This is a genomic window from Shewanella sp. Sh95, assembly GCF_001308045.1.
In the GTDB taxonomy this organism is placed as follows: domain Bacteria; phylum Pseudomonadota; class Gammaproteobacteria; order Enterobacterales; family Shewanellaceae; genus Shewanella; species Shewanella xiamenensis.
Map to the genome: position 1 here is coordinate 56,693 of NZ_LGYY01000138.1, position 16,227 is coordinate 72,919.

The window sequence follows — 16,227 nt, forward strand, 5'->3', positions numbered from 1 at the left end:
CTCGCCAGCTCAACTTGCAAAGGCGTTGTTTCTAAGCTGCCTGTAAGGCAGTGAACGAGGAAGTTCATCCGTTAATTCGCGGTATTGCTTTCTAAGCTGCCTGTAAGGCAGTGAACGCCGCCGTGTTTTTATCAATGCTCGCTGAAACTTTCTAAGCTGCCTGTAAGGCAGTGAACAGGCAACCTCGTTTTCAACTGCAGGGACGCCATTTCTAAGCTGCCTGTAAGGCAGTGAACGGTTTTTTGCCAGAATACGGAGTCTTGTGGATTTTCTAAGCTGCCTGTAAGGCAGTGAACGAAGCTCAGGTGTTGGCGCAGTTTCCGTGACTTTTCTAAGCTGCCTGTAAGGCAGTGAACAGAGGAATTTCATTAAATCACGCCAATGGCACTTTCTAAGCTGCCTGTAAGGCAGTGAACTTTTCATCGGTTAATAAATCAGGGGTGGTAAATTTCTAAGCTGCCTGTAAGGCAGTGAACTTTCAAATGGTTCATTAAAGTGAGAAACCGCATTTCTAAGCTGCCTGTAAGGCAGTGAACGTGGTGGGTATCCCTGCTTCACAGGGCATATTTTTCTAAGCTGCCTGTAAGGCAGTGAACAGCCAAGCCAAAGCGATAGACGGATCACTGAGCTTTCTAAGCTGCCTGTAAGGCAGTGAACACCACAGTACCCTCAAGTAAAAACAAGCAATGTTTCTAAGCTGCCTGTAAGGCAGTGAACCATGTGGTTTTGACGGTTGTATTCCACTTCACTTTCTAAGCTGCCTGTAAGGCAGTGAACGATTAAATTGATTTGACCGCTTAGGCGCTCAATTTCTAAGCTGCCTGTAAGGCAGTGAACTGTTTGTTGTTGATGAAGCTCACTTATCAATATTTCTAAGCTGCCTGTAAGGCAGTGAACTGGGCTTTTTATTTTGGTTTGCTTATTCCATTTTTCTAAGCTGCCTGTAAGGCAGTGAACTCTCGGATAAAACCTACCCGCTGCTTTACTGGTTTCTAAGCTGCCTGTAAGGCAGTGAACTCGCCGCCCAGCAAATGGATAAATCCATTGGTTTTCTAAGCTGCCTGTAAGGCAGTGAACTTGTATTTGGTGGCGGATTCGCTGCCCTGCATTTTCTAAGCTGCCTGTAAGGCAGTGAACAAGCAATATCAGGCGCGTAAACGTGCCAATGCTTTCTAAGCTGCCTGTAAGGCAGTGAACTCTTAATTAACTTAATCCTAAGGAATAATCATTTTCTAAGCTGCCTGTAAGGCAGTGAACAGGAGATTTTGAAATGAGCACAGGGCCAGCGTTTTCTAAGCTGCCTGTAAGGCAGTGAACCCCTGCCGATGTGGCGGGCCTCTTAGTTAATGTTTCTAAGCTGCCTGTAAGGCAGTGAACTTTTAATATTTTATTGTTGACGGTGAGATATATTTCTAAGCTGCCTGTAAGGCAGTGAACTTTTATTCCTTTTACTTTCGCCCTGCCGATGTTTTCTAAGCTGCCTGTAAGGCAGTGAACCTCTACCGATGCCGATGCCACACCTTAGCCTATTTCTAAGCTGCCTGTAAGGCAGTGAACGTGGGCGCATCACTGGCATGCCTTTTCGCTATTTTCTAAGCTGCCTGTAAGGCAGTGAACTGGTTCGCCCTTAGGACGACCCGCACCTGGGCTTTCTAAGCTGCCTGTAAGGCAGTGAACTGGCCTTGCCGGACTTTGCAGGGGCTGTTTTATTTCTAAGCTGCCTGTAAGGCAGTGAACATAACCTGCGCTTGTAATTGGCCGCTTCTAACTTTCTAAGCTGCCTGTAAGGCAGTGAACCCAGCGAGCCGCATCGACCATACATTTTTCAATTTCTAAGCTGCCTGTAAGGCAGTGAACGCAATGCCACCAATGCCGGAGGCCATTTGCATTTTCTAAGCTGCCTGTAAGGCAGTGAACGCAATGCCACCAATGCCGGAGGCCATTTGCATTTTCTAAGCTGCCTGTAAGGCAGTGAACTGGTGCGCAACCTTAATGACGAAGCGCCGAAATTTCTAAGCTGCCTGTAAGGCAGTGAACGAGATCCGGCTGGCAATCGACCAGCCAGTGTTTTTCTAAGCTGCCTGTAAGGCAGTGAACAGCCCGCGATTATTGGTACTCAAGGGGCCAATTTTCTAAGCTGCCTGTAAGGCAGTGAACCAAGGGCTTGAGGTTAACAGCTGGGGCCAAGTTTTCTAAGCTGCCTGTAAGGCAGTGAACAACGGTGTGCCTGTTTGGGAATTGCTCTCTAATTTCTAAGCTGCCTGTAAGGCAGTGAACAGGATATGCCTTAGCAATTTCGATACTCGATTGTTTCTAAGCTGCCTGTAAGGCAGTGAACATATCTGTGATGAATGGGTATCACTGCCAAATTTTCTAAGCTGCCTGTAAGGCAGTGAACTTTACGCGACCGCTGCGGCTGACTTGGATGTTTTTCTAAGCTGCCTGTAAGGCAGTGAACAATGCCGAGTGGCATGCAGGCTTTGAGCTATGTTTCTAAGCTGCCTGTAAGGCAGTGAACCGCAGGTAAATAAAATGGTTCCAGCTTTGCTATTTCTAAGCTGCCTGTAAGGCAGTGAACGACCGCCCATCCTAAAAAACCATGTGACAAATTTTCTAAGCTGCCTGTAAGGCAGTGAACGGGCAACTGCAGCGAGATTGGCGTACCGACAATTTCTAAGCTGCCTGTAAGGCAGTGAACAATTCTGGCACGAGCTCGTGCTCGCAGGAGTCTTTCTAAGCTGCCTGTAAGGCAGTAAACGTATTCTCGATTTCGAAAATCACATCCTGCGCTTTCTAAGCTGCCTGTAAGGCAGTAAACGGCAAGCTTTGGAACATTAATACCCTTGTGCATTTCTAAGCTGCCTGTAAGGCAGTAAACACGAGCTGCTTGCCCGTTTAGCTAAACAGCGTTTTCTAAGCTGCCTGTAAGGCAGTAAACCCTGCGTTTATTTTGCCGACTGATACCGTTGATTTCTAAGCTGCCTGTAAGGCAGTAAACCTATCGGTAAAAACCTCGTCACAACCCGCAGCTTTCTAAGCTGCCTGTAAGGCAGTAAACGCGGGTTGTCGATCGGTGCTGCTGGAGGTAAATTTCTAAGCTGCCTGTAAGGCAGTAAACATTTGGTGGGTAAGTTTTGTGATCCACTCTTATTTCTAAGCTGCCTGTAAGGCAGTAAACAACTCTTCAGGTGTAATCACCCCATCAGATCTTTTCTAAGCTGCCTGTAAGGCAGTAAACTGAATTGAACAGTGGCAGCAGTACCAGCTTGTTTTCTAAGCTGCCTGTAAGGCAGTAAACCACTTGAGATCTGAGTCAGTGAGTGCCAGTATTTTCTAAGCTGCCTGTAAGGCAGTAAACACCGTGACGTAAATGATTGTCCAGCACATTTATTTCTAAGCTGCCTGTAAGGCAGTAAACTGAACCACTGCCTGCGGCTAATTCCACTTCACTTTCTAAGCTGCCTGTAAGGCAGTAAACTAACGCTGGCTGTAATTGAAACCCCCTCAAGCTTTCTAAGCTGCCTGTAAGGCAGTAAACTTTTTATACCTGAATTTTAACTAACCCGCTCCTTTCTAAGCTGCCTGTAAGGCAGTAAACAAGAGCTTGACGCATTACCGACCCCATATGAATTTCTAAGCTGCCTGTAAGGCAGTAAACTGCATTCAATGCTGCCGCCTAACACTATCTACTTTCTAAGCTGCCTGTAAGGCAGTAAACAATGCCGTGGAATATCGACACGCCGCGCAGCTTTTCTAAGCTGCCTGTAAGGCAGTAAACCGCAAGGGCGGTAGTGATGGCCATTCTTGGAATTTCTAAGCTGCCTGTAAGGCAGTAAACCAGTTGATCTCGCGGCTAACGATGGCTCTCAATTTCTAAGCTGCCTGTAAGGCAGTAAACGCAATTTAATACTAGCAACAAAGTTTCGTTTATTTCTAAGCTGCCTGTAAGGCAGTAAACGAATAGCGATTAGCTTGATTGATACCTAGAAATTTCTAAGCTGCCTGTAAGGCAGTAAACAAAATGGAAACTGGGCCAAAAGATTTGGGCATTTTCTAAGCTGCCTGTAAGGCAGTAAACTAGCTCTTGTTAAAGCCTCATTGCAAAATGCTTTTCTAAGCTGCCTGTAAGGCAGTAAACCACCTGCACCACTTACCACGCCTTGAGCATTGTTTCTAAGCTGCCTGTAAGGCAGTAAACCAACATCACCTGAGGCAGAAAGGCTCGGTGTTTTTCTAAGCTGCCTGTAAGGCAGTAAACAGTCACACTAAATTCATCAAGTGCGGCGATTTTTTCTAAGCTGCCTGTAAGGCAGTAAACTTGGGGGATTATATGCACACGTTGCAGCTGATTTTCTAAGCTGCCTGTAAGGCAGTAAACAGTAGGTGGCTTGGTGACTGAGGTTTGCTTGATTTCTAAGCTGCCTGTAAGGCAGTAAACTACAGTTTAAGCGCCATAGCGGTGGCCGTATCTTTCTAAGCTGCCTGTAAGGCAGTAAACGTGAGGTGACAACATGAAAGTAATTAGCGTATTTTCTAAGCTGCCTGTAAGGCAGTAAACACATTAGAAACAACTAGAACAGGTTCGGAAACTTTCTAAGCTGCCTGTAAGGCAGTAAACACTCGTCGAGATAGGTCGCATGATAGGCGGTTTTTCTAAGCTGCCTGTAAGGCAGTAAACTCAAATGCAACACAAGTCATTAAGCACCCAGATTTCTAAGCTGCCTGTAAGGCAGTAAACAAGTATAACTACCATATATTGAGGGCCCGAATTTTCTAAGCTGCCTGTAAGGCAGTAAACGCAGCCATTTCGGCAGAAGTACGTCGCGTTTATTTTCTAAGCTGCCTGTAAGGCAGTAAACCGTAACTTCACATTGGTATTTTTTTGATGTGCTTTCTAAGCTGCCTGTAAGGCAGTAAACGGGCGTGGTAGAAGCCATCAAAGAAATCGACTTTTCTAAGCTGCCTGTAAGGCAGTAAACATGATCTTCTGGAACATCAGTTTTCGTTTAATTTTCTAAGCTGCCTGTAAGGCAGTAAACGCGTGGGCCTATTTGTGGTGTCGTTTTTAGGCTTTCTAAGCTGCCTGTAAGGCAGTAAACGTAGTGCCTAGCAATCACTTTCTTGCCATCTTTTTCTAAGCTGCCTGTAAGGCAGTAAACTTAGCGAGAGTTTGAAGCCTTCCGCTCGTTGATTTCTAAGCTGCCTGTAAGGCAGTAAACGAAATGATGATTGCAGCCAACGTGGCTACTGATTTCTAAGCTGCCTGTAAGGCAGTAAACAAACAACTTATGAATTCCATGTCGCGGCTCAATTTCTAAGCTGCCTGTAAGGCAGTAAACGGTCAAGCTTAAAATACGTATCCATCAATAAATTTCTAAGCTGCCTGTAAGGCAGTAAACGTATAAATCAAATGTTCAAGGGGTGAAGTGATTTTCTAAGCTGCCTGTAAGGCAGTAAACTGATTGTGGGGACTAAAACGTACTCGGTCGATTTTCTAAGCTGCCTGTAAGGCAGTAAACTCCCCATCGCTAAAGCCGTCCTCGTCATGGATTTTCTAAGCTGCCTGTAAGGCAGTAAACTCAATGTCCCTTCAGGAAAACTAACTCCAGATTTTCTAAGCTGCCTGTAAGGCAGTAAACGTTTCTTCCGTTAATTTGGCATTTTCTCGCTGTTTCTAAGCTGCCTGTAAGGCAGTAAACACCGACTGTTCAGCCAATAGGCTTTTTTGCTGTTTCTAAGCTGCCTGTAAGGCAGTAAACTCCTTTATCGCCTTGGTGCGCTTTTGCTCATTGTTTCTAAGCTGCCTGTAAGGCAGTAAACCAAAAGCTAACCCCTGCACTAAGCCCTGTCATTTTCTAAGCTGCCTGTAAGGCAGTAAACGTAAACCGCTACTTGGCCGTCCGTTTGTGCATTTTCTAAGCTGCCTGTAAGGCAGTAAACTCGCGCCGTGTGTGAGGCCAGCGGCTTGCCTTTTTCTAAGCTGCCTGTAAGGCAGTAAACTTGTGAGGCTAAGGCACTATCAGCATCTGCACTTTCTAAGCTGCCTGTAAGGCAGTAAACACGGTATTCTTGCAGCAAGGTGGCCAGCTTAATTTCTAAGCTGCCTGTAAGGCAGTAAACATTTTGCTTGATCATAATTAACTGAGGTTAATTTTCTAAGCTGCCTGTAAGGCAGTAAACGGCATCAATACGCTTAGCTGCAGCCATTAATTTTTCTAAGCTGCCTGTAAGGCAGTAAACTCCTTTATCGCCTTGGTGCGTTTTTGCTCGTTTTTCTAAGCTGCCTGTAAGGCAGTAAACTATTGCGGATTTTCATATTTAACACCCCTTTATTTCTAAGCTGCCTGTAAGGCAGTAAACAAATCAAAGCTAGTCCAGCAAAACTGCTTCAATTTCTAAGCTGCCTGTAAGGCAGTAAACATACAGCGAAACGCCATTGCCACAGCTGTTATTTTCTAAGCTGCCTGTAAGGCAGTAAACACAAGGTCGATCACCTAGTTCTCGACTTTAGCTTTCTAAGCTGCCTGTAAGGCAGTAAACGCTGCACTGGCTTCCAGTCTGCGTCAGTGTAGTTTCTAAGCTGCCTGTAAGGCAGTAAACTTGTAAATCGTAAAACCAGCGCGGTTTTTGGTTTTCTAAGCTGCCTGTAAGGCAGTAAACGCTTTGGAATGACGCTAGGTTTTCGCGTAATTTTTCTAAGCTGCCTGTAAGGCAGTAAACTCACTCTGATAATCTTTGTCATCAAGTGCGCTTTTCTAAGCTGCCTGTAAGGCAGTAAACCTGGACAGCCAGCAGTGGCATTCCCTACTGATTTTCTAAGCTGCCTGTAAGGCAGTAAACATCTATGGCTTGAGTGCGGGTGCCTTCGTTCTTTTCTAAGCTGCCTGTAAGGCAGTAAACGCGATAAAAGATGATGCCTAACGACTTTGCTTTTTCTAAGCTGCCTGTAAGGCAGTAAACAATAAATGGCTAAATGATGTGTGCAGCCACATTTTCTAAGCTGCCTGTAAGGCAGTAAACCCCAGCGGCAAAGCGCAAGCGCGTACCATTGATTTCTAAGCTGCCTGTAAGGCAGTAAACCAGCCGTTGTTGCATTAATTCAGCGAATTGTTTTTCTAAGCTGCCTGTAAGGCAGTAAACTTGTAAAGTAAATGGCCGTTTATGTGGTTACATTTCTAAGCTGCCTGTAAGGCAGTAAACAATAGACTAAATCAATAAAAATAAGTTACAACAGGCAGTTAGGATAAAAATTACTTTTTTACCTTATTAAAAACCACCCATTGTAACTTATTGTATTTAAATTATATTTTTAAAGAGCAAAAAATAAAGGGTTAAAACTTACCTTTTCGTTCAATTTAAAAGTGCGGTACGGTAGCCAACATTGACTGTCCATTCGCTTTGCTACTCAAGCCATAGCAATCGAAGCTCCCATCTTGTGATGTGCTTTGCTGCTGCATCTGAATAAACAGCGGAAACTTGCTGTTTTTTTCTGGTGAGCGTTGCTTGGTTTGCTGGCTATGCAAGTAAATAAACGGCAAAGAGCACAATGTTGTCGGCTTGCTTTGTTGCAAATCCGCTAAACATTCCACCAGCGGTTTACCGGATTTTGCTGCCCATAGTGCGGCTTTTTGCTGCATATCCCGCTCTATTCGTTCGGGCGATTTCACCTGCTTGCGTACAAAGCTTACGTAAGTTACATCGCTTGGTACGGGTTTGATCCCTTTGATGTGCACATAGTCTTCTAACCGAGTTAGCCAGCGGTGGATATCCAACTTTTCCAATGTCGCTGGCTCTTTTGCAAAGAGACGCAACTTACTGCCAAGCGGAAACTGCGCTTGACGATAATCAGGAAAACCGACCGCAACGAGCGATTGATTGCTCGCCACCTTTTGCTCCACCAAAGCAATGTGCACTTGTTGAAAGACGTTTTGCCAAAGAAAGGCAAGAGGTATTTCTGCCTCTGGTAACAAGGTGATTTCTTGGTAGTAGTTCATGACAACTCCTTATTCACCAAACACACCACCGCGGATCAGCATCGCCATGACATAATGTTGCTGCTCCAACGATGGTGCTTTCCCTTTTAGTAGCCACGCATCTAACAAGTTATAAAAATCCGTTTTTTCCTTTGGCTGGCGATATGCTGCGCCACGATTCGTGACTGAGCCGTAAGGTTCTACGGCAATCGCGCCTATTTCATCAGCTTGCGGATGCCATGTATCAATGGTTCTTAGGGCATTGCCAATTTTTTGCGAGTGCATTGCTGCCTGACCGTCAAGTTGATATAAAAACTTGCTCTTATCACCTTTACCTCCCCCCATTACTAACTCTTGTGAAGGGAAAACCGCTTGACCTTGCCCTAATTGGCTATAAGCCTCGACTTTGATCAATGTATGACGCTCAATCAAACCTTGCTGGATAATTTGCGCTAGCTCGTTCAGTTTTTCACCGCTGTCAAAGTCTCTTAAACTAAACTCGTAGCTATCGAAGCTAAGTTGCTTTTCACCCACGCTCACGACAACTTTAACTTGCTCAGCGCCAACGCGATTACGCCATAAAAAGCGCCCATTCGCGATATTGTGAGCATAGCGCTTTGCCAGCTCTTTAAATTCCGTTTCTATTTGGTAGTGCTTTACGATCTCACCGAGTGCCGTTTGGTAAGCAGGGTCATTACAAGTAGACGGTACATGTAAACCACTTAATATACGTAGAGTGAAAACTAATTTAAGCGTGTCGCAATCATGGGGTAACGCGGCAACATCAACGGTTTGAGGGTTAGCGCTAGTGATCTTTTTATTCAAAGCGATAGGGTCATTACCTTTTACATTGCCATCTTTCCTGCTCGATATTGTACCTAGCACTGCTTTTTCTTTTACAAGTACTGGTTGCCAAGTATCTTTGTCTAAATTGCCCGCAAACATTAATGCATCAGAAGGAATTAATTTTGCTTCAAAGGCTAATACCGAAGGTGTTGTTAGTTTTACGTCTGCCATAGTTAAATCTCCATATTCTTAAAAATCATCTGGGTTAAATGCCGCTTCGCCGTTAATAAAGTCAGGCTCAATAATGGGTTGTATAAAGTTATTTGTGGTCGCAATGTACCAAGGGTGATTGTCCGCGTAATGCCATAGTGCAGTTTCGATGCTTTGCAGGCGGTGTACGCTTAGCCACTCCCCCACACTGTATGCTGTTTCAGCAAAAGTCACAGGTACAGTGTTGTCTCGGACGTTGGCCACTTCGCCAGATGTATATAAGGGAGAAATGGCACAATATCCTGTAGCAATTGGTACTAGATAGCCCGGCTTTGGCTTGGCTACATAACTCCATTGCGCTTTGATAGCTGTCGCCTCTATATCGCGATTATCTTCAACTTGTTCGGATTCAGTTTGACTGGCACGATAGGTTAACTGAGCAAAATCGCACCATGCATCGAATAAACAAGCATCATCTTGTTCCGCTTTTAATTGCTCATAGCGCTCAGCAAGATATTTATGGCGATCGATAAGCACAAACCCCGGCATTAAACGGCGCACTGCATAGGCTTGCTTTTCTTCGGTATTTAACAGCTCGCAAGATTCAAAGCCGAGTATTTGCCCACCTGCCAACCTTAAGGTTGGGATCAACTGATTAAGCTGAGCTTTAAGCTCGAATTCTGTGAGTGTGTCGCCTGCAACTAGCCCTTTGACTTCAACCAATAAAGACACTTGCATGTTCATGCGGCCTTCTTCATTAATCGGGGCCGTTTTACCTTGGTGAGTAAGCGGGTTACGTGTTAGTGCAAAAACAAAATCTCCCCACCCTTTGGGTTGACGAGCATGGACTTGATTTTTGTGACTCACTACCACGACACCACCTAAATGAACATTCAAGGTTGACGGTAACTTCCTAGAAAGGGCATGTGCGAAGCCTAAAAAGTTGGTGATTGCAGGAAAACCATAGGTAAGCCCTGCAATGGCATTAGCGTTTTGCACATTGAGCTTTTTGATTAATACATATTGGCTCATTTTATTGACCTCCCCATTTTGGCGTGTGCCGTTCAAACGCTTTTAACTGCTGAAAACACAATTTTTTGAAGTAGTGATGCTCATTGTCTCCTAGAATATAGGCATCTTTGTTTTCTAACTTTCTCAGCAACCAAGTGGCAAAGTCGTGGGCAACTTCCTCTAACCATTCACCTTTTTCGCGCTCTGTTTGAAACACCGGGTGACGATTAAATACATCAAGCCACAAACGATGTGCTTTTTTCATTTTGGCTGAAGGCTCTGTCGCCCAGCCTGTTATTTCGGTTTGATTTTGCAGTAAAGCTGCACGTTCAAACAGATTGTCTAATATGGGCTGTGTATACCAGAAGTCACGCTTGTAACGGGTTTTAAAGTTACGGTCACTCTCCTTTAAGTTGGCTAAAAACGCCTTAAACTCTTTAATGTGTTGCGCAGTTTGATAACTGAACTCACGGCTAAAAAAGCTAGTCTGTTGGGCTGGTGATGTGATTTGGGCCTGGTACGTAGGCGGCGCACAATTGAGTAAATAACACTTACTTCCTCGTTCACTTTTGCTGTTTAAAAGTGAAATGTTTTGAGGTTGTGAACCACCAAAATTCTGAATGGCAGTCGCGACAAAATTGACAGAATCTTGTGGATGATAATGCCCTTTTTTACGTGCTTCTTTTATTGCTTTAGCCTCATCACCAAAGCGGGTTTGAGTAATTGTTTTATGCAGTTTATGGGCAAGGGCTGAAGAGGTTAATGGCACTAATAAGTGATATGCCTGTGCAGCTTGCTTACCTTGCTTCACCGGGTAATACAGCTGCTTGGTTAAAGTATGCCCGGAGAGTTTTGCATCGCCCAGCGCTTCGTTAAAGCCCGATTGCCATTCGTTTAACAACCACTCATCTTGGGTAAACGGTTTTAAAGCACTAAGATGATTCTCTTGTAATTGTGTTACTAAACTTTCGCCTTTTACCTCTATCATTAACAATTTTGCCACATCATGAACCGCAGCATTACCTACAGCATCAATGGCTTTTGTTTGAAGGCAAGTTGTTGTTACGTAACTGCTATTCACCTCATACTGTGTCACTAATATACTGCTGGCTTTAGAGTCACTATGAGTAAACTTGGGAGCATGGGTCGCCAAGCTAATTTGTTTGGCACGTTTTGCGGCATCAGTTAACCAAGTTGCAGGGTTAAATGCCTCTTCAATCGGCGTTGCTTGTTCTGCATAATCGGCTTTAGCTTTTGCTATCTCAACCGGATCGTCGCTTTTGTCGAGCACTTTATTTAAGGCTTTTAAAAGTGGCTCTAGCTTAGTTTGCTTGCGTTGCTCAATATAATCGGCAATGGCATCGCTCAAGGTGTTGTCCATTTGTCTTCCTTCGTTGTTATATCCTGATAAATACCCAGTTGTGGGTGCCAACTCCAAGTAATAGATTGTTCATTTTGTTCTGCCCGCAAACTCACTTCGCCGAGTTGTTCACTGGCCCGTTGTAAGGTTGAATTAAGTGCATTAGCGTAATGCTGGTAAGTATCGAGCACACTGTGTGAAAACCACCAATGACACCCTTGTGCTAAAGGGGGGGTATCTTGTGTAAAACGCGTTTCTTTGCTGACGTAACAATACGGTTTTTTGCTGGTATCGAGTTGGCTCCAACATAGCGCCTCATCTTCGACGCGCAAAACAAACGCTTCTTGTGGCTGCGATTGTCTAAATTCCGTTTGGCGAATAAATTCGGCATTCCAGTGAGCATCATGTGGGTGAGTTGAGCGCCACCAAAGGTTGGCTTCTTTGTCGTTGCGGTAAAACTGCTTTTGGTAATTATCTCCGCCTATCTTTTCTAACGTAAATCTCAGCGCTCTATGCTCTTGTACCAAAAAGTTCGTCACTTTATTGGCTTGTTTATCAGTGCTGTGGGCGTCAAACATAAAATCTTCCCTCTTGAAATTTGGCTCAGTGATTCGCGATATCGCCGATATATTTTCAAGCTCCGTATCCAAATGATTGAGATCGTGCTCACCAAGGGGCAAGGCTTTACTTTCAAAGCCGGGGTCACAATAAGCGATTGATTCACCATTTAGAGCACGAATATTCTGATTTAGCACATACAAATTATTATCGCTTGGCACTTGCTGGCGGTGGCGTTGAATACGGCCTGCCAGTTGGATCAATGATCGCATTGAGCTTGGCTCAGCTATCGCCCAGTCATAATCGTGGTCACGTCCAACTTCTACTACCGACGTACCAATGACCACAAAAATTAAGTTATTTGCTTTGCTGGCTTTTAATGCCTTGTTAATTTCTGGCTGCTGCCAAAGATCACTCTCATTATGTCGTGACAATATATTATCGAGGCGTGTTTCTTTATAAGAGCGAAGTGCCAAAGGATATTGAGAATGGTACACACAATAATATATTTCATGATCTGGCATGGCTGGCATCGCAAGCAGGGCTTTGGCCGTGGCGACCATTGGATTAATGTTTGCCAGTCGCACTACCCCTAGCGACACCTTTTTACCGCATGGGCTTTGTATATGGTGCGCAGCGTGTAGTTGATGCATGTTTGTGTAAATCGTCTGAGCGACTTGTTGATACACGGAACTCGCTTTCGCAGGCTCTAGTTTAACAATCTGGCCTTTCCTCAACACTTTCTGCTGTTGTTGCAGTTTTACAATGCGCTTATCTACATAGATTTTGTGTTGCTCAAGGTAACTGTCTTTGTCACTGATTTCTTTGGTTGTGCTTGAAAATTCGTCAATCCATGCGCACACTACAGAGCCATTTTGATTACCGCCAAACTGCGCTTGATTAAACTGTTGTCTTCCACTTTGGTAGGCATCAAATAGATTTTTAATCAGTGCAGGTGGCAAGGTAGCCGATGACAATAGCACTCGAGAACCAAGCATCCCCGCCCAGTTAACCAAACGGCACAGTGCTGGTAAATCTTCTAAACCAAAGTCATCTGGCTCGTCGAGCACTAAATCGGAGGTCAACAAACGTAGCATAGGTGCGATCTGCTTACCGCCACGCTTACTTTCAGTCGCTGGCATTAAATGATCTATCGTGCTGACAACAACAGGAGCACTAACTAGCTGCTCTAGCTTGGAGCTACTACTTAGCCAATGCTTGAGCCGACCATCGTAAATTTGACCTTGGTAGCTAACATAAAGGTCAGCGAATAAGTCATCCGCCGATTCACTCCCAGACCCAACGATTTCTTGTTCTTTGCTTAACTGATGAAGAGTTTTTACCGCTTGAGAGCCAACAAGTACCGCCAACTCATCATCGCCTAATTTTAAAAGATCTCTGTAGGCATCTCCCGTTTGTAAAGTGAGCGTTCTCAATCCTAATGCTACTGAAAATCGGCAGCCCTCCCTTTCGTCAGCCAAAGCGTACATGATACGAGCATTTGCAATGGTTTTACCGCAGCCAGTTGACGCCATATTGACTCCAAAAAAACCTCTTTTTTCGGATTCTTTTGCAACCGTTTTAATTTCGCCAAACGCTTTATCTTGCCAACGATACTTTGCTTGATCGGCACTTTTAGTAAACAACCTGTGTTGCGTAATAGCGGGCAAAGTCATTTTAAGCGCTGGTAAATTTTGAATAAAACGCAGCGCATTAGACGCTACGCCAATGTTGTGTTCATCAAGCCGTTGCTTCGCCGTACTTTTTTCCGAACTTACTGTTTTATCTGTGTTTGCAATAGGTTGGTAATTTATGTCACGCCATGCCGTTTTACATTTTTCAATAGGCAATGATGAATAATAGTGGTCTGCCAGCATCAAACTCATTCGCGCAATATGGGCAACAAAGCTTTGGCCTAACCAATCTGAGTTCTTAGCGCTAAAAATCGGATTTTTTAGTGCTCTTATCGCCAGTTTTTGTGCCTTATTTTGCCAAGTGCGGCTTAATAAAGGTGTGCCAAATTTAAACAGCCAGTTTTGCGTAACCGCTTCTGCACTATAAACATTTAAATCAAGAGCATTGGCTGAATTCCAATGGCTGGAAGCGCATGTGTTTAACCATTGATCCATTTGTTCTATTCGTGATTCGCAACGGTGATCTAAGGGCAGTCTGTGGTGTGACACCACTAACCAAGCGACAAGCTTTGCCAAAGGCGATAAATGCTCAAACACACGTTGTTGCTTTTGGTAATCCTTGCACAGGTTTCTGAGCATAGATTGCTCTAACTCTGCCGCTTTTGTAGCAGAAAGTGTTGCCAATTCTGTGAGCCAAGCTTCATCTGCTTTACCTTTGACAAGGGCTTCAAATAACCTCAGTGATACCCATTCATGGCGATAAGGTTCACCTTTTTGCTTGGTTTTTCCAGCTAGTTTAGCTTGAAATAAGTTGTTGGCTTTACCGAAGTCATGAAACAAACCCGCTATGCTTGCTGCCAGCAATATCACTTCATTCAACTGCCACCCTTGTTCCCATTCTTTGTGTTCAAGATTTAGCGCAGTTGTATTGACTGGCACCACACCTTCCAAATTAAATTTTTTTTTATTCCCCACCACCCATAAAAACTGGCTGCGCGAACGGGAACGAATCCAGTGGCAGCTGACGGCGGTGCTGCGGCTGGCGGTTTGACGCAGCATTCTTTTCACCGTTAACAATCCCTCTTCGGTGATCAGGGTTTGCCAGGTGTTATCGCCAATCCGGTTGGCGAAAGCATCCAGTACGCGACGGGTTTTCTTAAGCGCGTTTTTTTCACACTGAGAAACAAAGGTGACCATCATATTGTTAGTCCAAAATCAATATAGCAATCGCTTAATTTCATTAATAATTTTTAGTAACATTAAAAAAGTTGCAGTGTTCTCCGGCTTTGACATCATGTCCTTTAGCCAGAGAGATAATATCCATAAGCAATTCTTTATGTAGCAATAAATACTGATCAATCTTTTCATCAAAACACCACACGTTTCAATGTTCACAAAATATACAATACATGAACCCCACAAAAGATCAACCTAATAAGTACTAACATAGACTCAAGAAAAACTTGTCTTTATCGTAATAGGTAGCTACCATCCTTTCACTGCGTTATAGCAGCTTAGAAATAATATGTACTCACATTCATGTTCACTGCCATGCAGGTAGCAAGTGCGGCGCTAAGCCGCACTATTCTTTTCTCTTTTCCAGCGCAACCTTTTTTACTGTGTCAAACATAAAGTCGAGGGCTTTGTGCTCAATGAAGGCTTGCAGAATTTGTTGGCGAAACTCTTGTTCGCTGGCGTTCTCTTTGGCGCAAACAAAAGCCCACGGCAGCACAATGGCATCTTTGATTAAGTCCGCGACATCAAATACCAAAGCGCCTCGGCGGGTTTTGCCATGCATGACAGCAAAGCCGTGCGGAATACCAAGCACCCACAGGCAGCTTGCCGCAAGCCCATAGGCTAAATAGTTGCCGTGATTGAGAAAATCGTTGGCTTTGTCGGTGCATTTTTTATCCGGCTGATGCTGACGCGTAAAGCCTTCTTTGCCTGTGTTATTGGCGGCGTACTTGTACAGGGCTTTAGTGAGCTGCGCTTCCGTGAGGAGCAGGTCGGCTGGTTTACTCGCGGCTTCAGTACGTTGGTGAAAGGTATCAAGGGATTGCTTTATTACTTCATCTTGTAGATTAAATTTCTCAAGCGTTAATTCTCGGTCTGATCGCCAAACGCGCTGCAAGTAATCAATCCGTGCGTTTTGAAATTGTTTGGCGGCGGCCAAGCGCTTTTCATCATCAAACCAGAATGAGAGCCAGCCTTGTAAGTATTCTGTTGGGCGATATTCGCTCTGAGGCGTGAACCATTCCACCTCGCAAGCCATGTGCAGTGGCGTACCGCCGCCGCCACAAAACCCCACCAATACGCCAGCCTGTGAGAGCATGCGCATGGCGGCTTGAGTAATTGAAGTACCGTTGCCGAGCATGAGTACGGTGGTGTTGGCAATCGGAATATTGAAGTAGAGGTTTTCTTTATCGGCTTCGGTCAAATAGAGCACACGGCCATCTTTTTGCATCACACGGCAATATTCCAAGTAATACATGTTGGCGCGCTTTGAGTGCAGAATTGTTTTTAGATCAGAAGGTGAAAAATCATCCATAAAAAACCTTACTATGCTCTGGTAGTGTTCATAATTCTGTGTCATTTCAGTAAAATATTCAAAAACAGGAATGACACATGACCCAACCTTTTAACTTCGAACAAGCCCTTAAAGATCTGCAATCAGGTAAAAGCCTCACAGGTAAAG

The 16,227-nt window shown here is 44.4% G+C and carries 6 protein-coding genes and 1 CRISPR repeat array (1 of these 7 running past the window's edge); all 6 genes read right to left on the reverse strand.

Annotation, left to right across the window (positions count from 1 at the left end):
- A CRISPR array of direct repeats spans window positions 1–7,200; the repeat unit is 24 nt; unit sequence TTTCTAAGCTGCCTGTAAGGCAGT (it extends 2,013 nt beyond the left edge of the window).
- A 155-nt stretch (window positions 7,201–7,355) separates the two neighbouring features.
- The 6 genes from cas6f to cas1f all read right to left on the reverse strand — a co-directional run bounded on the left by cas6f (window position 7,356) and on the right by cas1f (window position 16,080).
- On the reverse strand, window positions 7,356–7,994 hold the full coding sequence (cas6f, locus tag AEA42_RS10405) for a type I-F CRISPR-associated endoribonuclease Cas6/Csy4 (RefSeq protein WP_037430892.1): 639 nt from the start codon (window positions 7,992–7,994) through the stop codon (window positions 7,356–7,358).
- A gap of 9 nt (window positions 7,995–8,003) precedes the next feature.
- Window positions 8,004–8,990 carry a type I-F CRISPR-associated protein Csy3 gene (gene csy3 / locus AEA42_RS10410; RefSeq protein ID WP_037430894.1) on the reverse strand — a complete coding sequence of 329 codons (987 nt, stop codon included), beginning with the start codon at window positions 8,988–8,990 and terminating at the stop codon, window positions 8,004–8,006.
- An 18-nt stretch (window positions 8,991–9,008) separates the two neighbouring features.
- Entirely contained in the window at window positions 9,009–10,001 is a 993-nt protein-coding gene (gene csy2, locus AEA42_RS10415) for a type I-F CRISPR-associated protein Csy2 (protein WP_037430895.1), read from the reverse strand.
- A 1-nt stretch (window position 10,002) separates the two neighbouring features.
- The gene (gene csy1 / locus AEA42_RS10420) at window positions 10,003–11,361 is read right to left on the reverse strand and encodes a type I-F CRISPR-associated protein Csy1 (RefSeq protein WP_037430897.1); all 1,359 of its coding nucleotides are present in this window, start codon (window positions 11,359–11,361) and stop codon (window positions 10,003–10,005) included.
- A complete protein-coding gene (gene cas3f / locus AEA42_RS10425) occupies window positions 11,346–14,732 on the reverse strand; it encodes a type I-F CRISPR-associated helicase Cas3f (protein ID WP_037430898.1) in 3,387 nt (1,128 codons plus the stop codon). The genes csy1 and cas3f overlap by 16 nt, the downstream gene beginning before the upstream one ends.
- Before the next feature lie 382 nt (window positions 14,733–15,114).
- Window positions 15,115–16,080 carry a type I-F CRISPR-associated endonuclease Cas1f gene (cas1f, locus tag AEA42_RS10430; protein WP_055647681.1) on the reverse strand — a complete coding sequence of 322 codons (966 nt, stop codon included), beginning with the start codon at window positions 16,078–16,080 and terminating at the stop codon, window positions 15,115–15,117.
- Between the last annotated feature and the right edge of the window lie 147 nt (window positions 16,081–16,227).